Origin of the sequence: Lysinibacillus xylanilyticus, from assembly GCF_001183605.1 — a bacterium.
Taxonomy (GTDB): Bacteria; Bacillota; Bacilli; order Bacillales_A; family Planococcaceae; genus Lysinibacillus; species Lysinibacillus xylanilyticus.
Window position 1 is genome coordinate 754138 of record NZ_LFXJ01000005.1, and the last position, 20251, is coordinate 774388.

Sequence of the window (20251 nt, forward strand, 5' to 3'; positions counted from 1 at the left end):
TAAAAGTCCAAATGCCATTCAATTTGTGGAAGTTGTTCCGTTACCAGTAGGCGCATCGATAGAAATTGAAAGTCTAGATATAGTGATTAGCCAATTTAAAAAATTACGAGAGGTAATGGGAGGAAACCGCGATGAGAGAACAACTGATTAAAGCTATGCGGTGCAAACAATTAGTGAGCATGATGTATGTAGCAAAAGATGGTTCCATTACAAAAAGGCGTGTAAAAGTCATTAAAATTGTTGGTGATTCATTTCAAGCATTTTGTTTTACAAGACATGCAAAACGTACTTTTTTGATCAGTAACGTTCTAGCCGTTATTCCTTTGTTTAGTAAGGGACGTGAAGTTGTATGAATTATGAGAGCATGCCCAATAGACCTATTATGTGTATCGATATGAAATGCTTTTACGCCAGTATCGTAGCGATGTTACATGGGATAGATGTTTTAAAAACTCCAGTTGCAGTAGTAGCAAATTTTGACCAACCAGGTAGCGTAGTGCTTGCTGCATCCCCCTTAATGAAAGAAAAATTTAGTATCAAAACTGGTAGTCGTCGTTATGAAATACCTAAACATCCTGACATTAGATTGTTTGAGCCTAAAATGAGTTTCTTTATTCAAATGTCGATGACGATTACAAAATTGATCTCTAATTACGTACCAGTAGATGCTATACATGTGTATAGTGTGGACGAAAGTTTTGTTGACTTAACCGGCACTGAAAAGCTTTGGGGTTCACCTGAAGAAACGGCTAAGGAAATACAAAGGGCTATTCTTGACCAATTTAATATACCTAGTGCAGTAGGTATGGGACCAAATATGTTAATAGCCAAATTAGCTTTAGACCTTGATGCAAAGAAAACAGGCTTTGCTAGATGGACTTATGAAGACATTCCTAAAAAACTATGGCCAGTACGTCCACTATCTGAAATGTGGGGAATCGGTAAACAGATGGAAGCAAATCTAAATGCTATGGGGATACAAACAGTCGGTGGTTTGGCTAATACAGATCTAAAAGAATTAGAAAAGCGCTTTGGTGTAATGGGCAATCAACTCTATTACCATGCATGGGGAATTGATTTATCCACATTAGGGGAGCCGTTAATATCAAACGGAGCTTTAAGTTTTGGAAAGGGCCAAATGCTGATGAGGGATTACCATACACGTAAAGAAATCTCTGTAGTGCTCCTTGAAATGTGTGAGGACGTAATGAAGCGAACGCGGGATGCAGGTTATGTTGGCCGTACAATTAGTATTGGTCTTTCTTATAGTCGAAACGCTATGACTAAAGGATTCCATCGATCTAAAACGATTACAGTACCAACAAGCGAGACACTTGTGATGTATAAAACTTGTATTGAATTACTGGATAAACATTTTGCAGGTGAACCAGCTCGGCAGTTATCTGTCCGAATATCCAACCTGGAAAGAGAGCATAGTATCCAATTAGATTTATTCGATGATCGTAAGCCACAGCGTCAAATAATCGGTCCTACAATGGATGCAATACGCAACAGGTTTGGAGCTACCTCAATATTAAGAGCAGTTTCTTTCACAAAAGCCGGTACAGCTATTAATCGAGATCGCTTAGTTGGTGGTCATTTGGCATAGGAGTGATTTATTATGATACAAGACAGAGGTAATATTAAATGGGCATCGATGATGTTGCCGGAGCATTTGGAGCTTCTTAGAGAGTTCAAACAAGAGCATACAGAGCAGCCAAGAGAATTGACTGATTGGGAATTAGAAGAATTACAACAAACAATTGATCAAGCTTATAATCAGCAAATAAACATTAAGTTAGAAGTATGGATGGACAGTAAAACCACTCAATGGAATGGAATTATAAAATCAATTAATTTTAATACAAATGAACTTATACTTGAAACACTTATTAAAACAAAACGTATCCCAATACAGTATATACAATCCGCACAACAGGAAGTTGATTATTATGATTAAAGCCGATGAGCGGCAGTTACTACACAAATATTTATTGCTTGAACTTGCAGTGAAATCATTGCAGATTGATTACAAAAAAACAGAGCAATTTAAAATGAAAATAGTCTTTCTACCTTTAATGGACTCACTGCTAAAGGATTTAAGACAAGAACATTTTAATCTAAAACGAGAACTTGCACAGCAACATATACGAGTAGTAGGTTGGCAACCAGTAGATGAATATTTTAGTGACGTGCAAGTTGCCACTGCAGGTAATGATGTAGTACTCCGTTATGCTAATCAAGCTCTTAAATCACAAGTGGAAAAACTGTTGATTAATCATATACGTGTAGCTTTAGAATAAAGATTGATTGAAAATTTCCTTCAACCTTTATTTATCAGCAAATGCAGAAACACTCCATTTTGAAAAATGATTAATCAAAATGGAGTTAATCTTTTTAACTAAGTATGAAATTTTTATAAAAGATTTGATCAATTAAATGAGTCTTATTCAACTAAAGCACCCCGTTCGTATTATAAGGTCAGCCAGATATTTCTGGTTGACCATTTAGTTTAAGTACAATTCTTCACAAGGTAAAATTCAATCATGACATCAAGTATTAAAAAATCACCTTAAAAATAACTAAAGAAATGATTTTTATCAAACTTTATTACAGATTATCAATCTTAATTATAATCGCAATCTTCTGGAATTACTGGATGAGTATTTTGCGGGAGAGCCAGCACGGCAATTGTCAGTTAGAATAACGAATTCTAGAACCACAGCACAGCATCCAATTGGATTTGTTTGATGAGCACAAGGAGCAACGACAAGTAAACTGATTACGTTAACGCTGTGGAGCAACAATAATTTAAATAACGAGACAGGGCTAGTTACAGGAACTGATACGATCAAAAAGGAATTGTTACTAGAGACAGATGTAGCTATCAAACGTATTGCATTTGATAAAATCCAAAACGCGAAGATGGTGGACGTTGATGATTAATGGTGAGGATCGTAGTGTTTTGTAGGAGATTATTATTAAATTAGATATGGCCATCAGGTCATTACAACAAGACTATTCATCGCTTGAAAAGTTAAAAATGTCCAAAATCTATCTCCATATTGTAGAGGATTTATTAAAAAATATAAGACATGATTCCTACAATAAAAGGCGAGTCCTGGCTAAGAAAAATATTGCCGTTGAAAAATGGGTTAAAATTGATGAATATTTCAGTGATGTAATTATCAAAACGGCAGGCGAAGATGAAGTGATACGTTATGCCAATCAAGCTCTAAAAGCACAGGTAGAGAACCTTATGCCTAGCCGTTTGAATAAATGTGCAGAGATAGTTTAAAATCGCAGAAAACCACCCTAAATTACTTAAATATTAGCTACTGGTATTACTAAAGGATGGATTCATTACAATTAGTACAAGAATATGAATTATTATAATTATGCAAGTAAGATATATATATATAACGGTATATGGTAATTAAAAGGAGCTAGAAATGGAAATAAAATTAATAATAAGTTTTATACTTTTATTAATAATTAATATCGGAGGATTATATTTTTACCGAAATAACAAAGGCTGTTTAGTTACCCTGATGAAAGCATGGTTTATTTTTTTAATAATCGGTGAAATTATTTTTGTTTTAATTGCAGTTAACGGATGGTGATTTATGTTATGGAAAGTCTTATAGTAGTAAGCATAAATCCAAATTATGTGTAGAAAACTTTGCTCTTAAGTAGATGAAGAGAACAAGTAAGATTTGGCTCTATTTAATTGTCTAAGCATGCTATATTTTTTCTCATTTTTTTCAGACCTTTATTAGAGTCTGTATGTAATCAACAATGACAAGTCTTTGTGACTTATTTAATAGCTTTTTTGTGTTGTTCAATAATAAGTTACAAAGGCTTTTTTGTTGTTTAAAAACAAAAAAACACGAGCCGAAGCCAATGTGGAGGTAGATTACTTCAAATAGTTTAGAGTGTAGTTTGGGCAATAGCTTTTATATTAGCCGTTGCAGTCATTGTTAAATATCTATTCTAATATGATACAATTATAAAAAGAGGTATTACCATGACTGAAAAAAGCGTGTTGTAAAATACAATCTAGAAGCTGAAATGGAATATTTAGCAAGAAAAACACCAAAAGAGAGTTAAATAGAAAAAAGGCTTTAACTCTGCTCTTAATTTCATAAAAAAATACACTGATGAAGTTGAAACTCTATCGATAAATAAAAAGATGAAAGAGGTAGAAGCAAATGAATGAAAAAGTAGAGAAACTCATCTCTGAAATAAATCAAATGCACTTGAACTACTCTAAAGATTATTTTGAGACTGGCAAAGTTGAAAAGTATAATCTTTCAAGGACTATCAGCAATGTACCCGTGAAGCATATTCTTAATTATCGTTTGAATTTGCATGAAAGTATCAATGATTATCTTATGCAAGCTGACCTAGACAGTATTAAGTATTACTACCGTGTCAAGACTTCTGAAAGTATCTTAGATAAGATTGAACGCTATTCTAGCAACTCTGACCAGTATCCTGTTAATAACTGGCTTAATGATGTTTTTGGTTGCCGTATGATTTTGGACGCAAAAGAACTTGAAGAGATTGAAAATAGTCTTGATGACTGGCAAGAAAAGTATGGTCTTAAAAACTGGTATCGTAGAAAAAAAGAAGGATATGAGGGCGTGCATATCTATTTCAAAAATAAAAGTAACTTTTATTTCCCTTGGGAGTTGCAACTTTGGGATAAAGACCACATACAGAGCAATATAGAAGCACACAAGAAGCACAAGAGAAACTTTGTATAAAGCAAAAAAGCCTTTAAGGGGTCACACCTTAAAGGCTCTTTTTTTTATTATCTTTTAATTAACTATATCTCATTTTAATAGAAGTCGTTTCATTATACTGATATGGATGCTTCATTTTCTGCTATTTGGTTTCTTTAGCAATTTTAATAGTGTATACACAGTGGCGATTAGAAATTTCAAGAATCTTGTTACAGGCTTATAGTGTTTCATTTTTTATTCGAGCTATTAAGACCGCTAACAGACAAAGAGCTTTATCACTTAAATATGGCTTTGAACGCAAAAGCATATGGATTGAAAAACGTGTACAAGAAGAGTTTGGCGATTGAATTGATAAAATTGGGCCACAATTTGGACCATACAATGAGAAACAAACGCAATCCGAGATTCCAAGTTTTTACGTTCATTGAAACTCCTGAATTTGTCGCTGATTTGATAGAATTGACCACAAATAAATCGCAACTTTAACAAGTTGTTCGTACTCTTCTAGTGAAAGGGATGGTGTGTCTCTATTAAACCTGCTTGGCTTGTCATCGCTAGCTTACCATTATCGAACAGTAATGAAATACTAGCGTTATCTACTCCTTCATATTTGTAGGATTCTATTCCATCAGATGTAGATGACATAGTAGGGTCAAGAGTTCCTTCTAAATTTGTTAAAGCTGTAACTTCTTCATATGTCATATTTGGCTGTAGTAACTTAAATAACACCATAGTCATTTCGGATGAATGTTTAGTAGTAGATTTGAATTTTGTTCCATCTTTTATTCCTGTAGCTTCTTCCATGTAGAGTCGATTAGCTGTTTCATAGTCAATTTCAAAATAATCGGCAGTTTTCTGTATTACTAATTCATCGTGTTTTTCAGGAATTTAGTTGTCACCAAAGTTTGTCAGACTATTAAACTCACTTTGAGCATAGTCATATACTTCTTTACTAGTTGTGAAATCATTCTTACTAGTTGCTTCTGCATTAGTTAGATTATCAGTCGTTTTCTCAATATCATTATTACTACAAGCTACTAAAAATATTGATAAGAGTAGAATAAGGCTTAATCGCATAAGTTGTTCCGCCGATATGGTTGATAAAATGAATAAATAGTAATTACAAACCTTATATTACAATATATTCAGAAATTTGGTAAGTATTTACTTTTTTGCGGTGTGCTTTGTTAAGTCACGTAGATCAACGATAATAAGACTCGAGAATCAGTTAGACATACACTTAGTTGCCTAGATTGCTCTCAGGTCGGTTCTCAGAGCTTTTTTCCAACTTATGAATGTTGAATCAAGAGCAGGGGGCGTAACAAAAGGACTTATGTGTAATTTCACTCACAAGCCCCTAGATTGATGTGTGAGGGGCTATTGTTTCTATCGATAGTTATCGTGAAGTGGTGAAAACAATTCTTCTGATGAATTTCTAACCATTGAAAAATAGTCAACATTATAATGACCATGGAGCACAGCGTTATGATGCTGAATAATTTGTTCTGCTGATAAAACCTTTGGTATAAGAGGTGCTAAACCACGTACTATGGTCTACAAAAATGATTGAATTTAAAGTTTATACACTAATATAGTAACAGATGTAGTAAGTCTGAATGGTGTTAGCTACAATATAGGCTAGGGGTGGAAGATCTGAATATTACAGGATAAACCATTTGTTAGAGAGATTCCCGAGTTCCTCGTTACAGTAGGATAGGTATTAACAGCAATTATAGAGAATGATTGAATGTATTTTAGCAACTATCAGGGGCAGAAGTAGATAGTAGTTTATAGATTTGAAAAAAATCACATTTAACAAGGTCATACATAATTGGATACCTCAAATGAAGGATTCATGGAATTTGCAGATGACTGTTCTTATTCCTGAGTTAGTTCTACTACAAACGGGGAAGGCTAGGTTGTCGAGAAAACAAGATCGTCAATTGCGGGGGGACGAGAATTCACTGTAGCAAACTTTAAACATGGACCGTTATAGAAGGAAGGGTTTGTATGACAACAGATGTTGCTGGATCTATTAATGGATATTATAAGCAAATATATCTTGCTATTAAAGAATTACTCAAGTTAAAAGATGATAATTCAAGTGTAGGTATAGAGTGCGGAGCAGATATTCGAGTCTTTAATGCTAATAATATGAATGAATCGATTGAGGTGAAATTCTATAAAAAAAATATAGGTTTATATTCACCGGAAATTTCAAAAACTATATATAATTTCTATACGCAAACGGTTGATGATCGTAGGCTATATTTCAATACAAATACGAAAGTGCCTAGTACAGATATTTTTAAAGAAGATGGGGAAATATTTTATTTAAATAAAGAAGAAGGTATTTCATATATCCTTCACTTATTGATAAAGTACGAGACTAATAAAAGTAAAGCAAATACTATTAGAGAATATTTCATAAAAGTTGGCATTGTATGTGATAAATGTGCAAAAAACGCTTGTGATATATGTATTTCTAAATTTATTGAGCAGTTTAAAAATCAATACCCTATGCACTTTGATAAAATAATAAAAATTAATCCAACAGTACAACTAAACCAATTTGTAGAAAAAATAGGTTTTATATTTGAAGATAGACCAAAGGATCAATCGATAGCGATATTAAAAAAAGAGTTGAAAACCTTATTAAGAGAAAACTATAAAGATTTAGTTTCTGATTTTGATGATCTTATTTTAGAAGCAATAATACATAAAATAGCAATGAGCTTTTTCGATTCTACCGTAGTTAATTCACTTATTAAAAATCCTAGTATTGATTATCAAACACATAAAAAGGTTGATAAATCTAATGTTAAACATTTCATTTCTACATATCAAACATTTTTAAATGAATATAAAGAAGACGTGCTTGAATTAAAGATATTTGACATAGTAGAAAGATCTAATTTAGATGAACAAAAAATAATATTTAAGTTCAACCAAGAATTTGAAGAGTACCTGTGTTCTGAGAGAAGCTTAGAGGTTTATAATGTGGCAACGATTAAACAATATTTCAGAGATATTGAGATGAAGTTTAAATCTGAGGATGAAAGAAATGATCTTGCTATTAGGTTTGACCTTTATCATAAAGGGTTTGGATTGTTAAGTTACTTAATGAGCTTAAAAGTTAGAGAAGTATCTTTGAGGGAAGACATAGTATTTTTGAGAGGAATAGATGAAGAATCTTTATCTATAAAAAATTATGATTATTATGATTATAGAAAAATATCTACATTCATAGATGCTAATAAACAATCCGAGGATGCATATTATAGATATATGGAGTTAGAAGAGTGTTCGTGTTCTCTTTTAGAATGTATATCTGAGTATTGTACGACCCCATATATAAAAATAAATAAGTTAGAAATGAAAATGTCTATAGAAGAATATCAAATCATAAATAATATTCCTCTTGAAGTGATTGAAGAAATAAAAGAATTAGTTTCTTCTAATAAGAATTTATTAATTATAAGTCCAGCTCCTTTGTATAAAAACCATTTTTTTAATGCAATGATTTCGTCTATCCCAAAGAGATGTTCTTTTTTTACGATTGGGGAAGATTTATTATCATTACCAGCTATTTGCTTAGGAAAACCTCATGCAACGGTAGATAGTTTGAAATCTGATTATGATGAAAATATAAAAAAAATTGCGGTTGCTGCTAGCGTATATGATAAATGTATTTCTTTAATTGAGAATTATAGTTTGAGTGATAATTTTAGTTTTAGTGACAGCGCAGCTTTTAATAACTTTAAGCTTCTATTGGACAAAAATAATTGTTTGATAGGAACATTAAAACGTATAGTTAGTGATTTTAGAAAAATGTCAACTTTTGAAGAAGTATGTAAAGATTTATCGATTTTAAATGATGTAGATTTTAATATATTTGATAGTTTTATTCTACTTGATAATTATTATGTAAATGGGAAAAGGCAAGATGTAATCAATATATTCAATAAAACCTTATGATCAATCAATCTATTTTATAAAATCCAATAATAAAATAAAAGCATACCCTTATGAAATATATAGAATCCTCTCAAATGAGTAAAATCCCCGGATAAAGAGTCATTTTATGTATTATAAATATGGAGGATAAAATAACACGTCCATTGAAATCGCTAAAGCCAAGGAAAGTTTAAAGGACGTAAAACGAAATTAAACTACGATAGCTGTAATTGCATCGCTTTACATCGCGTTCCCGATACAGTAAAATCATTCGGTTGAAGTCTATGATAAACTTGCGGATCTTGTAACGTTTATTAATAACGATATTTGACGGGACGCGGGTTTAACTCTCTATAAATAATTACTCAACTTTCTGGAAAGTCAGAGGTTGAGCTTTTTTTCATTTCCTAAAGAAAAGAGTACCACCATTCATTTAAATAGTTAAAGTGTAATTTTTATATTGAATCGGTATAATAAATCATAAATAAGTAAAATAAAAAGTTGGAAGGAGGAAGCAAAGTGTTAGATCAAATCAATGAAAAAAAGGCGCGTGTAGATGCACTTAGACCACTTCCTAAATATACATTAAAAAGCTTACGAGAAAAGTTATTACTAGAATGGACGTATAATTCTAATGCAATTGAGGGCAATACACTAACAATTAATGAAACAAAAGTTGTTCTTGAAGGAATCACCGTCGGCGGAAAAACGATGCGAGAACATTTAGAAGTAATTAATCACCGTGATGCTATATCGTATGTAGAAGAAATAGTTCACAAAGAAGAAACGTTATCTGAATGGCAAATTAAAAATCTTCATCGTCTTGTATTGAAGGGGATAGATGACGAGTTTGCGGGTGTATATCGTGACCAACAAGTGTTTATTTCAGGTGCAAAACATACACCCCCAGCACCTTTCCTTATTCTAGAGAAGATGGAGCAGCTAATGGATTGGTATAATACCGAGGGGATTCAATTACATCCTGTTGTAAGGGGTGCTATGCTGCATGTGATTTTCGTTGGCATTCATCCATTTATCGACGGTAATGGTAGTACATCAAGATTGTTATTGAACCTAGAGCTGATGAAAGATGGCTATCCACCAGTAGTAATTAAAGTGGAAAATCGTCTAGCTTATTATGAAGCGTTAGATAAAGCACATACAACGCAAAATTACGATGATTTTATTCAGTTAGTAGTAGCAGAAGTAAATGATTCGTTAGATCTTTATTTAAGTGCAATAAATTAATAATAATTTACTTAAAACATGAATTTAGTGAAATGGTAGCATTTATAAGAGCTGAAGATTCAGTTATGCAGCAAGTATAGTTGTAGACTAAGAATTCATTCATTTTTACTCTACACATTTTCTACACCTAAGTGAAAATTCAGCAATACCATGGTTCTAGGCGCTATTTCCACTTGGTACGTAACAAGGTTCCGGTTGAACAAGTTTGTACCAACTGAAAAGCGCCTCAAATCCTTTGTTACTAATATTGTACGACTAGCAAGTTACTAGTTTGAGTAAGGTTGTAATTTTTCAAAATATTAACCAACCTGTTTTAGGAGGTATTAAATTGACAGTAGAAGTAGCAGGACCAAAGGGTTATGAATACCAATATTTAATGACGGTATATGTAGCATTAAAGGCATATGATATCGCTGAATCCCAATTGATTGTTGAAAAGAAAGGCGGGGAAGATGCGGAATTGATAATCCCTGTAGAGGGAGGGATAAACATTATAGAGGTACAAGTTAAGAGTGAAGAATCACCTCTAAATTTGAATTCTCTCGCAAAATGGATGGCTCACTTTCCAGATGCTAGTGCAGTAGGAAATTTACTATCTAGGTTAGAAGGCGATCCTAAACGTTATGCGCTTTTTATAGCTAAGGGCAGATGTACAGATGAGACCCTCTTATTTACTACCAAAGAATTAATTCAACATAGTACTAAGTCTTTACATTATCCTTTACATAAAGATAAAGTTGATATATTTCTTGGCTTCCTTAGCAACTGCTTTGGCGAGAATAGCGATCTTAATAAAAAAAGAAGAGAATTCTGCCAGGGGCAATCAAAAATGTATGGTAAATCCAAACGTTCCCTTCAAGCGATTTCAACACGCATCCTCGTATGGGAGCAATTGAATCAAGTTGAAATAGAAGAAGAAATAAAAAATTTGTTACATATAAATCACTCTATACCTCAAGCTAAATGTGAATCTGTACTTAGGATACTATATAATTCCGTAACAAAAGCCCGTGACGAACGAAGAGATGTAATGCCAGATATACGTAAAATTATTAGTGAACATATTAGTCAAAGAATGTTTACAGGTACTCACACGGAACGGCGTGAAATTGCTTCTTGTAAGCAAGCTCTAAAAGAACAGCATGTTTTATTGTTAACTGGAGTATCATTTTGTGGGAAAACCCATACTGCGGAATATATTGCTGAAACATTTAGGAATGAAGGTTATATAGGCTTTAAAGTATCTGATATAGATAAGGCTTCGCGAATTCTTACTGATATGAGTACCGAAAATAGAGTTTGCATTCTTGAAGACCCTTTTGGAGCAACTGAATTAGAGAAGGACTCAGCTGAGGTTTGGAGTAAGCTAAACTCCCTCATAACAAAAAGCGGTGAACATCGGAAATTAATAGTAACTTCTCGAAGTGATTTGATTCAAATGTTAACTAAGGAAAATCACATGAGTAAATGGAAGATACAAAACCACACTTGGTTTGATTTAACTGTCACTGATCCAGGGTTAGCAAATTTAATTTGGGAGCAATATTGTGAGGTAAATGGTGTTTCTGACGAAATAAGGTTAAAAATAGCTAAGGGTTTAGATGTGTCAATTTTACAGCCAGGTCAACTACGTCATTTAGCTTTTATCGACTCTTCAGAACTCCATAATAAAAGTAGAGAAGCACTAGAACAAATGGCAAAAGCGGATTCAAATCAATTAGGACTAGCTTTAATGAATAAAGGGAACCTTGAATTAAATCTTTTATTACTTGTATTAGGAATGAGTACTTCTCCAACTAAAGGTTTACCGGAGAAAGTATTATTTCAATTTGCTAAGGAATTAGGATTAGACTCAACAGAATTGTTTGAACAAGCAATCGAATATCTTGAAACCCATGGATATATTAGTTTCAAAAATGATTTGTGGCAATTTACTCATCCTACATATTTTGAAGCTGCCTTATTTGTAATTGAACATTTGGGTAGATATAAAAGGAATAATATCACAAAACTAATTGACATTTCCGTTTCTTCAATAGACAGCTATACTTTATTGAATATTGTAAGGAAGTTTGAGAGGATCTATATAGCACATAATAACGATGAATTTAAAAAATTAATTATGGACCAAGCTTTTATATGTTTAAAACATTCTTCACCTGCAGTTCGTGATGCAGTACTTCCATTTATGATTTCTCGAATGTCAGAACTGACTTATGAAGGGCAGAAATTATTGATGGATCATATTCAAAGTGGATATACTGATGGGCCTCATCTAGATTGGATCAACGGTCGTCCAGTCATAAAAGGTCAAGATGGATATTCTTTAGTTGATTTTGCAAGGTTCCAATTAAGTATTCAGTTATCTAAACAGCAGAGTGAAGATATTTTAAAAAAATTAGCTTATCCAGAACCCAACAATTTTGTACATTCTGAAGAAGCGTATAAAATATGTGAATATTTAATTATATTTCCGAATAAGGAAACTAATATAAGGTATCTCCAACAGTTGATGACTTACGATGAAGCTATAATTAGAAGTAAAGTAGCATTCTTTATTATGAAAAACCTAGCTGAAATAAAAGAGCTTACAGAGGTTGTACTTCAAGATAGACATCCTTTCGTAGTTAAAAGTGCCATTCATGGTTGTTTCCAAGCTTGGCCATATTTATCAACAGAAACACGTGAAGAATTAAGTATAAATTTGCATATTGCATTTCAGAAACCAGATATTTGTGCTGCTACAAATAATTTTATGGTTCGATTTTCAAAGGAACATACTTCTGATAGCATTGATTGGCAAGGAATTGATAAAGCTGATCGAGTTAAAATATGGGAATTATGGGCTGAGTTCTTTCCGATTTTTTTAAATTCGATTCCAATAATGTTCCTTGATGTGGATCAACCGTATTTATTTGATACTATAATAAAATCAGCTAAATATATTGATAACACTAAAATTAAATTTTCTTTAGCAGAGGCATGGTTCAATTGGTTAGAACGATACTTAATTAAGAGTGTTCCGCAAGATTATGGGTTGGGGATAACAGAGTATTTGATTTCTCAAGTATCAGACCCTATTCTCCGAAGACCGCTAGGACGAAAGTTATTAAATATGGACGATTCGTCATTAGTAACTGTTTCCTTGTCTGAATATATCTATTATTGGGATTTACTAAGTGATGAGGAGAAAAATGACGTTTTAGAATTATTACAAAGTAAAAGATATGACTCAAGATGGATTCGTGCGGTAGCTTTAACAAGAAAAAATATACCGAAAGAAATATTAAACTTAGATTCTAAGGTGGAAAATATTTCTCATCAACCAATTGAAAGATGGAGTGACTCCTTACCGACTTCACTTTTATCTGATTGTCTAGCAGTGGTGACAGGTTATCCATTTATACTTGGTAGCATTGGGTTAGTGGAAACAGATGTTGAAAATTGGAGAAAAATATTATTTCAAATTGTAAAAAATCCGAATCATTCGAGTTTTAATATAGCACTAGATTATATAATTCGACAGGTAATCAATGATCGTTTAAATGAAGATGAAATGGATATTATCGAAAGAACTTGGACTTCTTTGTGTAATCATTCTGACCTTGCTGTTAGAAATACTTGTTTCCAACGTCTTTTAGAGAAGACTGTAAATGTAAATGGACCAAATAGTAAAAGATTTTGGACAATATTTTTTGAAGCAACACCAAAGGAAGAAAAAGAAAAATATATCCAACAAATATTGAAATATATTGAACGCATTTCGCAAAATTGCCGTCAGATTGAGGAAGTCTTTGGAGAGGTGTTAGGATATGAAATTTTCACGCACCTTTTAGATGATATAGTTATTTTAAATAGTATAGATATAATAAAAGGATTACCTATTGAGGAACGAATGAAATTCATGGAAGAAATCTTGGTACAAAATAAACCAAGATTATTCCAGACTATTAATTTTGTTAAGAGCAACTTCGATTCTTCCGCTGAACAAACGTCTCGCTTAAGAGAACTTATAAAAGAACGTAGAGATGAAATATTAAATGCACAACGTATCGATTTTCAATCTGATTTAGAGATTGAAAATTGGATATTTAAACATAGAAATTGAAACATATTATTCATTTCCAGATAGCCTATCGATGTGTAAACAGTTTTAGTAAAATAATTTTTCAAATAAGATCATGTGATACCAATATTGCAAGGATAATGGTAATCAAAATTTAATTTATTGGAACTTTGATACTATCACTGAAGAATTTCTAAAGCAGTATTTTTATAACCGACACAAGCCTACTCAAATGTACTATTTAGATAAAAGTTTAGAGAGATATACTAGTAGTTTTATTAACTCTAAGACCTAAGCGGGTTTTAGAGTTCGTTTAATTTTGAAAGGAATGAATGTGACCATTTGGAACGAATTCAACTAAAAAAGCATATTAATTAAATAGAAAGTTTATTATTTTCTAGTTTGAAAATAGGGAGGAAAATAGTATTGAGACTATCTGAACTTCATCCAATCTTCTATCACATACGAATCGAACAAAAAAGACTTTTTCGGTTTTTAGCAAATTTAAAAGAAAGAAAACGGTTTGCCACGCATAAAGAGTTATCAACTACATTTCCCTATACTTGTAAAAAACATCAATCATTGCTGAAAAGAAAATTAGGAAACAGTGATCCTAAATTACAAGAAAATAAAATAATCAATTTAAAAATTGCTACGAGTGAAATCGATGACGTAATCATTAAGCCTGGTGAAACTTTTTCTTTTTGGCAACTAGTAGGGAAAACGACTGAGGCAAAAGGCTATATTGAAGGCATGCAGCTCGCAATGGGAGAAGTAAAGACGGGCATTGGCGGTGGAATTTGTCAGCTCGCTAATCTACTGTATTGGATGGCGCTACACACACCTCTTATTGTTACGGAAAGACATCATCATAGTTTCGACCCATTTCCTGATTCGGGGCGAACGCTTCCATTTGGGAGTGGTGCAAGTGTTTTTTACAATTATATAGACTTACGATTTTATAATCCGACATCCAAATCTTTTCAAATAAAGGTTTGGGTAACAGATAAACATTTAAAAGGCGCTATTTTTGCTAATGAAGAAATGCCTTACTCGTATCATATTGAGGAGAAAGACCATCAATTTTTAAAAAGAGACGGGAAAAACTATCGTCAAAATGAAATTTGGCGAAAGACAATCGATAAGATAACGGGACAAATGCTAAAAGAGGAATTGCTAATCAAAAACTTTTCAGAGGTGAAGTATCCTATACCGCTCGCTCCTGAATTGCCGTGAAGACGGCATAAATAGAACTTTTGTGAAAACTGGAAAACAAGACAAGCTTTCCGTCGTGCGATTTTTAAATCATTCAGCAATAGTTTTAGAGATTAATAAAATATAATGAAATTGGACTTCGAGACTAGATTTTTAATTTATAGGTGAAGCTACTACACTAATTTTTAAAGCACAACTATAAGTAAAAAATTTATAGTTGTGTTTTTTTTATTGAGCATTAAAAAACACCCTTTAAAATTTCACGTCAATAATCGACATATTGATTGTACTCATTGCAAAACTTTGTAAATTAATAGTGCATACACACATGTTATTACTATCTTGAGAATATAATAGGCCAAATGCCAAGTGCAATTTAAGCTTTTAATTGAATTGATTTGTTAAGGAATTAGGATGATACGAAGGAGTGTGAAATTTGTCGATTTTAAATCCTCAATACGCATTTTTAGAAGTTGATTTTCAAAATCCTAATTTAACTCAAGCAGAACTGAAGGTTGATAATATTTCTGAAGGGGTACGAACAAATAATGAACTCGTAGGAAATACAAAAATATCATTGAAAATAATACCACCTAATGTATATATAAAATTAAACTGGATGATAGGATGGCTCTTATGGATACCAGTAGATATTTATTGTGCCGCGGCTTTAGTAGTAGATAAATTCATATCGTAAAAAAGGTGAAACCACCATTCTATGGAAAGAAATTATCAAGCAGAATAAAATCTCATACTTAGTTAGAAAGATTAACTTTGATCAATTTCTTTTTCCAAAATGGAGTTTTTGCATTTAAAGGTTGACGGAAAAATTTAAATCAATCTTTATTCTAAAGCACAGCACAAGCTGCGAATAGATCCAATGATTGATTGTATAGTTTCACAATTTAAAAAACCTTCGTAACAGGCATAACATTGGGGACCAAAAGAACATATTGATTTTTTTTAAAAAAAGTGTATAAAAAATAATAATTAATCTATACTATTAAAGATTTTCACTTCAACCAATATGACTAGGAGGGTTAACCCGATGAGTACGATTGATCGTTTACTCTGAATAACCATCAACTGAAAGCTAAAGCAGGTTGTCTTAGGTTATTCTTAAGATCGAATGCGAAAAGCGAGACAGTATGTCATGGAGGAAAAAAGTAAGTGGTAATTAGCCCGGAATTATTTCCGGGTTTTTTGTATTTTAAGATGGATTAAGATCGATGTTTACAAAATAAAAAAAGCCCCAATACACACCTTTTTCTAAGATGAATATTGGGGGGGAGTTCAAAATTAATTAACGTTTATTTTCATTTTGAATACTACTGAAATCTACTTCCTCACCGAACTCTTCTCTGTTTTCATTTTTACGTTCTCTGTTAGCATTTTGATTTTGATTCTGCTGTTTTTTGTTGTCTTGAGTTTTATTATTTTTATGTTTATTATTTCCCATGATCATCTCACCTCCACCATTAGTGTGAGAGAAAGATGATTTTTTATCCGCAAAACTTACAATTAATTAATGAAATATATGTGATGAAACAAAAGGTATGGATATAGTAACATTTTCAATTCCGCAACATTTAACTCCGAACCGTTTTGTTTCGGTAACAATCTCCTTACATACTACATGTGGAGGAATGATATCAGAAATCGTAATTGAAAAAGTATATCTTGCACAAGGGGTAACAGATTTACGTAAATCAATTGATGAGCTAGCGGCTATTGTAAAAGAAGAATTTGAGTTAGACACCTTTTCAAACGCGAGCCATGAAGCAAGCAAACTTGTTTTGTAAACAAAAATGACCACTCTTAGGACGTGGTCACTTTTCATACTAACTTACCTTTTTTAAATTGAGCGCTGGGTTTATCACTGCTCCTTTTTTCACAACATATAACCCAGCGAAAATAACAAGTCCACCAAACAATTGCATGATATTCACCTGTTCGCCTATCGTTACAGCAGCAAATATAACAGCAAATAGTGGAACAAGATACATATAAACCATTACTTTTGTTGAACCAATTTTACTAATTCCAACGTACCACATTGCTAGCCCGAAAATTGTTGCAAATACAATAGAATATCCTAACGAACCCCAACTTAGCATATCAGACGGCAATGTTAAGGAGTTTACATTTATTAAGCAGTATAAAACAAGCGGGATAATTCCTAATAACGTTGACCAAGCGGTTACTCGCATCGCAGAATATTTCGTAATTAGCGGCTGAGCAAGGATTGGATACCAGCCCCATGCGATTGACGCAACCAATCCAATTATATTTCCAAACCATGCATATTCATATGCAGATTGGTTCGTATGTCCAGTTAATAGTACAAGTGCTGCTCCTCCAAAAGAAAGCATAGATCCGATTTGTATTTTCAGAGAAAAACGTTCTTGTTTATGCAATATAGCTAAAATCCCTGTAAAGATTGGTGACATCGCAATTAGTAATGAAGCGTTCGTCGCAGAAGTATGTTTTACTGAAAGCATAAAAAGCGTTTGATATAATGTTGTCCCAACAATACCAACCACCAAAAGTCTCAACCAGTCTTTCCTCTCTATATGTAATGAACGTTCCATAATAAAGGTAATAAATAACAAAATTGGTGATGCAATTAAAAATCGCATACTATTAAATTGAATGGATGACATATATGCCACTCCATATTTTCCTATCGAATAGTTTGCTCCCCATACTAAAGCAACTGACATTAGGAGCCATTCCATTTTCCTTTGTTTCATCCAAATCTCTCCTTCACACATTTAGTATAGTGAAATTGGCCCCCTGTAACACCAGCCAATTTGCTGTTTTTTTACACGGCCAATTTGCTATAATGGTAAGAATGAAGGAACAAGGAGACGTTACAATTGAAATGGAAGTTAGATCTAGATAGTAAAATTCCGATTTATCTACAAGTTGTTGATTATATTGAAAGGCGTATTATGTACGGAGAGCTTCCACCAGGAAGTTTTCTCCCTTCAGAACGCAAGCTAGCAGAACAACTTCAAGTAAATCGAAGTACAATTACAACAGCCTATAATGAACTACGTGCAATGGGAATTGTTGAGAGTACAACTGGAAAAGGAACAAGGGTCAGTACACAGATGTGGGGTGTATCGCCAAAATTCGCACCGAATTGGAGCGGTTTTGTGGAAGGTGGGACATTTTTACCTAACTTACCACTCCTTCGCTACATTCGTGAGGAAGTTCAGCAAAATGAAAATATCATTGATTTTGCAAATGGTGAACTTGGATGTGATTTATTTCCGCATCAGCAATTACAAGCAATTTTACATCAACAACCACTAACGCAATCGTTAAGCTATGATCATCCACAAGGATATCTTCCTTTACGAAAAATTGTAGCTAAGTATATGAAGGAGCATTTACAAATTGATGCAACCGAACAATCGATTATGATTACTTCCGGTGCCCAACAAGCACTGCACCTTATTGTGCAATGTTTATTAAATCCAGGCGATGCAGTAGCATTTGAAAGTCCGTCGCATTGTTATTCCTTACCTCTTTTTCAATCGGCTGGCATTCGTATTTTCCCATTACCTGTTGATGAACATGGCATTCATCCAGATGATGTACATGAACTTTATCGAAAGCACCGTATTAAAATGATTTTCTTAAATCCCAATTATCAAAATCCAACAGGGACACTCCTTCATCCAAAAAGAAGAGAAACACTTCTATCTTTATGTGCCGATTTACGAATTCCAATTGTCGAAGATGACCCTTCTAGTTTATTAACATTAGAAAATAAAGAACAAACATGTTCAACTTTAAAATCAATCGATACAAACGGAACAGTCATTTATGTTCATTCTCTGTCAAAACTGATAGCACCAGGATTGCGAATCGGCTGGCTCGTTGCTCCTCAGTCCGTTATTGAACGATTATCAGATGCAAGGCACCAAATGGAATTAGGCTTAAGTATCTTTCCGCAATGGATTATGCAACAATTTTTTGAAACAGTTCCATTTGAAACACATTTACAACAGTTACGATCTAAATTATTACAAAAAAGAAATGTATTGGTAGACGCATTACAATACTCCCTACAGGAGGAACTCTCATTCCCCATGCCGACAGGTGGTATTTACATATGGGGAAAATTAACACAACCTATACAAGAAAAACAACTCACTATTCAAGGTTTAAAACAACAAGTTGCCTTTATGCCTGGCAGTATTTTCGGTGCAAAAGATGGTTATATTCGTCTGTCATATGGAAAAGTAGATATAAATGATATTACTGAAGGGGTCTCTCGACTTCAAAAAGCAATCAACTTTTGTTATGAGTAAAGGCTTCCAACATTACGATTGGAAGCCTTTTGATTTACATATATGATTTGTACCAATTCGGTATATAAGTAAATGTAAAGTAACTCCAAAATATAAGATAAAAGTTGATTTTGGAGTTATTTTTTGTTTACCTCACTTTTTTTCGGCACACTACAACTAGATGGCATATCCGTTGACCACGGCAAGACTTTATCAATTTCTTCTTTATTTTTGAATCGATATTGGGGAGTGTTTCAAACAAATAAAGAAGATAGTGATAGGGACTTAAACTAGTAGGTGGGGAATATTTGACGCTTACAATTAAAATAGATTTAATAATTGGAATAGCTATTGTACTTATAGTGTTTTTCTCTTCAAGCATAATTGAAAAAAGGATAAAATCTATTGAAAAACAAAACAATCGTGTAATAGAAATAACTGGAAGACATTAGAGATAAAATATAAATTGATATTCCACTAAACCAGCTAATAGATTGTCAATAAAAATCTTTTAAATAAAAAAACACTTCATGGGCATTACGTGCATCCCCGGTATGTGTATATACTTCACGCATTCTACTAACTAGAAAAACCTCATAGTCCATTGCTAGCCCAAATAAAATTCCAATCACAATGACTGGTAAGAAGCTTGCTTTTCTTGAAGATCATTGAGTTGCATATGCAGCTCTTTTTCTTACGATTAGTCAAGTATC

At 32.9% G+C, this 20251-nt stretch carries 17 protein-coding genes and 1 pseudogene; 14 read left to right on the top strand and 4 right to left on the bottom strand.

Annotation, left to right across the window (positions count from 1 at the left end):
* The first annotated feature begins 131 nt into the window (after positions 1-131).
* From ACZ11_RS06610 to ACZ11_RS06635, 7 genes are all read left to right on the top strand, one after another.
* Positions 132-353 carry a transcriptional regulator gene (locus ACZ11_RS06610; protein ID WP_049664660.1) on the top strand — a complete coding sequence of 74 codons (222 nt, stop codon included), beginning with the start codon at positions 132-134 and terminating at the stop codon, positions 351-353.
* Positions 350-1609, top strand: coding sequence for a Y-family DNA polymerase (locus ACZ11_RS06615; RefSeq protein WP_049664662.1), 1260 nt, complete (start codon positions 350-352; stop codon positions 1607-1609). Before ACZ11_RS06610 ends, ACZ11_RS06615 begins: the two co-directional genes overlap by 4 nt.
* 12 nt (positions 1610-1621) lie before the next feature.
* Positions 1622-1960, top strand: coding sequence for a YolD-like family protein (locus ACZ11_RS06620; RefSeq protein ID WP_049664663.1), 339 nt, complete (start codon positions 1622-1624; stop codon positions 1958-1960).
* Positions 1953-2303 carry a hypothetical protein gene (locus tag ACZ11_RS06625; protein WP_049664665.1) on the top strand — a complete coding sequence of 117 codons (351 nt, stop codon included), beginning with the start codon at positions 1953-1955 and terminating at the stop codon, positions 2301-2303. The genes ACZ11_RS06620 and ACZ11_RS06625 overlap by 8 nt, the downstream gene beginning before the upstream one ends.
* A 740-nt stretch (positions 2304-3043) precedes the next feature.
* Positions 3044-3298 carry an aconitate hydratase gene (locus tag ACZ11_RS06630; protein WP_236690796.1) on the top strand — a complete coding sequence of 85 codons (255 nt, stop codon included), beginning with the start codon at positions 3044-3046 and terminating at the stop codon, positions 3296-3298.
* 154 nt (positions 3299-3452) lie between these two features.
* A complete protein-coding gene (locus ACZ11_RS26225) occupies positions 3453-3623 on the top strand; it encodes a hypothetical protein (RefSeq protein ID WP_161804444.1) in 171 nt (56 codons plus the stop codon).
* A gap of 588 nt (positions 3624-4211) precedes the next feature.
* Positions 4212-4769, top strand: a complete 558-nt coding sequence (locus tag ACZ11_RS06635) for a nucleotidyltransferase family protein (protein ID WP_049664668.1) — start codon at positions 4212-4214, stop codon at positions 4767-4769.
* Positions 4770-5252: 483 nt separating this feature from the next.
* Here ACZ11_RS06635 and ACZ11_RS06645 read toward each other — a convergent pair whose 3' ends face one another.
* Positions 5253-5552 (bottom strand): hypothetical protein, encoded by a 300-nt coding sequence (locus tag ACZ11_RS06645; RefSeq protein WP_049664671.1) that lies wholly within the window; start codon positions 5550-5552, stop codon positions 5253-5255.
* Positions 5553-6758: 1206 nt separating this feature from the next.
* On the opposite strand from ACZ11_RS06645, the gene ACZ11_RS06655 reads away from it, so the two are divergent.
* From ACZ11_RS06655 to ACZ11_RS06675, 5 genes are all read left to right on the top strand, one after another.
* On the top strand, positions 6759-8726 hold the full coding sequence (locus ACZ11_RS06655; RefSeq protein ID WP_049664674.1) for a hypothetical protein: 1968 nt from the start codon (positions 6759-6761) through the stop codon (positions 8724-8726).
* 498 nt (positions 8727-9224) lie between these two features.
* Positions 9225-9953 carry a Fic family protein gene (locus tag ACZ11_RS06660; protein ID WP_049664675.1) on the top strand — a complete coding sequence of 243 codons (729 nt, stop codon included), beginning with the start codon at positions 9225-9227 and terminating at the stop codon, positions 9951-9953.
* A 328-nt stretch (positions 9954-10281) separates the two neighbouring features.
* Positions 10282-14061 (top strand): nSTAND3 domain-containing NTPase, encoded by a 3780-nt coding sequence (locus ACZ11_RS06665; RefSeq protein ID WP_049664677.1) that lies wholly within the window; start codon positions 10282-10284, stop codon positions 14059-14061.
* Between the two features lie 384 nt (positions 14062-14445).
* Complete coding sequence (locus ACZ11_RS06670) at positions 14446-15255, top strand: VanW family protein (protein WP_049664678.1); 810 nt, start codon at positions 14446-14448, stop codon at positions 15253-15255.
* Between the two features lie 415 nt (positions 15256-15670).
* The gene (locus ACZ11_RS06675) at positions 15671-15931 is read left to right on the top strand and encodes a hypothetical protein (RefSeq protein ID WP_049664680.1); all 261 of its coding nucleotides are present in this window, start codon (positions 15671-15673) and stop codon (positions 15929-15931) included.
* A 606-nt stretch (positions 15932-16537) separates the two neighbouring features.
* Here the strand turns inward: ACZ11_RS06675 and ACZ11_RS26540 are convergent.
* The gene (locus tag ACZ11_RS26540; RefSeq protein ID WP_166672163.1) at positions 16538-16693 is read right to left on the bottom strand and encodes a hypothetical protein; all 156 of its coding nucleotides are present in this window, start codon (positions 16691-16693) and stop codon (positions 16538-16540) included.
* A gap of 97 nt (positions 16694-16790) precedes the next feature.
* Here ACZ11_RS26540 and tnpB point away from each other — a divergent pair, with 97 nt between their 5' ends.
* The gene (gene tnpB, locus ACZ11_RS26910; RefSeq protein ID WP_134008503.1) at positions 16791-17036 is read left to right on the top strand and encodes an IS66 family insertion sequence element accessory protein TnpB; all 246 of its coding nucleotides are present in this window, start codon (positions 16791-16793) and stop codon (positions 17034-17036) included.
* A gap of 39 nt (positions 17037-17075) precedes the next feature.
* Here tnpB and ACZ11_RS06680 read toward each other — a convergent pair whose 3' ends face one another.
* Positions 17076-17987: a DMT family transporter gene (locus ACZ11_RS06680; protein ID WP_049664681.1), complete on the bottom strand. Its 912-nt coding sequence runs from the start codon at positions 17985-17987 to the stop codon at positions 17076-17078.
* A 126-nt stretch (positions 17988-18113) separates the two neighbouring features.
* Here ACZ11_RS06680 and pdxR point away from each other — a divergent pair, with 126 nt between their 5' ends.
* Positions 18114-19559 carry a MocR-like pyridoxine biosynthesis transcription factor PdxR gene (pdxR, locus tag ACZ11_RS06685; RefSeq protein ID WP_049664682.1) on the top strand — a complete coding sequence of 482 codons (1446 nt, stop codon included), beginning with the start codon at positions 18114-18116 and terminating at the stop codon, positions 19557-19559.
* 524 nt (positions 19560-20083) lie between these two features.
* Here the strand turns inward: pdxR and ACZ11_RS27200 are convergent.
* Positions 20084-20188 (bottom strand): annotated as a pseudogene (locus ACZ11_RS27200) (MMPL family transporter); the annotation flags it as partial.
* Positions 20189-20251 lie beyond the last annotated feature (63 nt).

Bases quoted from the DNA above. Each gene is read 5' to 3' on its own strand.
- ACZ11_RS06645 (WP_049664671.1), bottom strand. From the start codon at position 5,552: ATGGAAGAAGCTACAGGAATAAAAGATGGAACAAAATTCAAATCTACT.
- ACZ11_RS06610 (WP_049664660.1), top strand. From the start codon at position 132: ATGAGAGAACAACTGATTAAAGCTATGCGGTGCAAACAATTAGTGAGC.
- ACZ11_RS06630 (WP_236690796.1), top strand. From the start codon at position 3,044: ATGTCCAAAATCTATCTCCATATTGTAGAGGATTTATTAAAAAATATA.
- ACZ11_RS06635 (WP_049664668.1), top strand. From the start codon at position 4,212: ATGAATGAAAAAGTAGAGAAACTCATCTCTGAAATAAATCAAATGCAC.
- ACZ11_RS26540 (WP_166672163.1), bottom strand. From the start codon at position 16,693: ATGGGAAATAATAAACATAAAAATAATAAAACTCAAGACAACAAAAAA.
- tnpB (WP_134008503.1), top strand. From the start codon at position 16,791: ATGGATATAGTAACATTTTCAATTCCGCAACATTTAACTCCGAACCGT.
- ACZ11_RS06680 (WP_049664681.1), bottom strand. From the start codon at position 17,987: ATGAAACAAAGGAAAATGGAATGGCTCCTAATGTCAGTTGCTTTAGTA.
- ACZ11_RS06655 (WP_049664674.1), top strand. From the start codon at position 6,759: ATGACAACAGATGTTGCTGGATCTATTAATGGATATTATAAGCAAATA.
- ACZ11_RS06620 (WP_049664663.1), top strand. From the start codon at position 1,622: ATGATACAAGACAGAGGTAATATTAAATGGGCATCGATGATGTTGCCG.
- ACZ11_RS06625 (WP_049664665.1), top strand. From the start codon at position 1,953: ATGATTAAAGCCGATGAGCGGCAGTTACTACACAAATATTTATTGCTT.
- ACZ11_RS06615 (WP_049664662.1), top strand. From the start codon at position 350: ATGAATTATGAGAGCATGCCCAATAGACCTATTATGTGTATCGATATG.
- ACZ11_RS26225 (WP_161804444.1), top strand. From the start codon at position 3,453: ATGGAAATAAAATTAATAATAAGTTTTATACTTTTATTAATAATTAAT.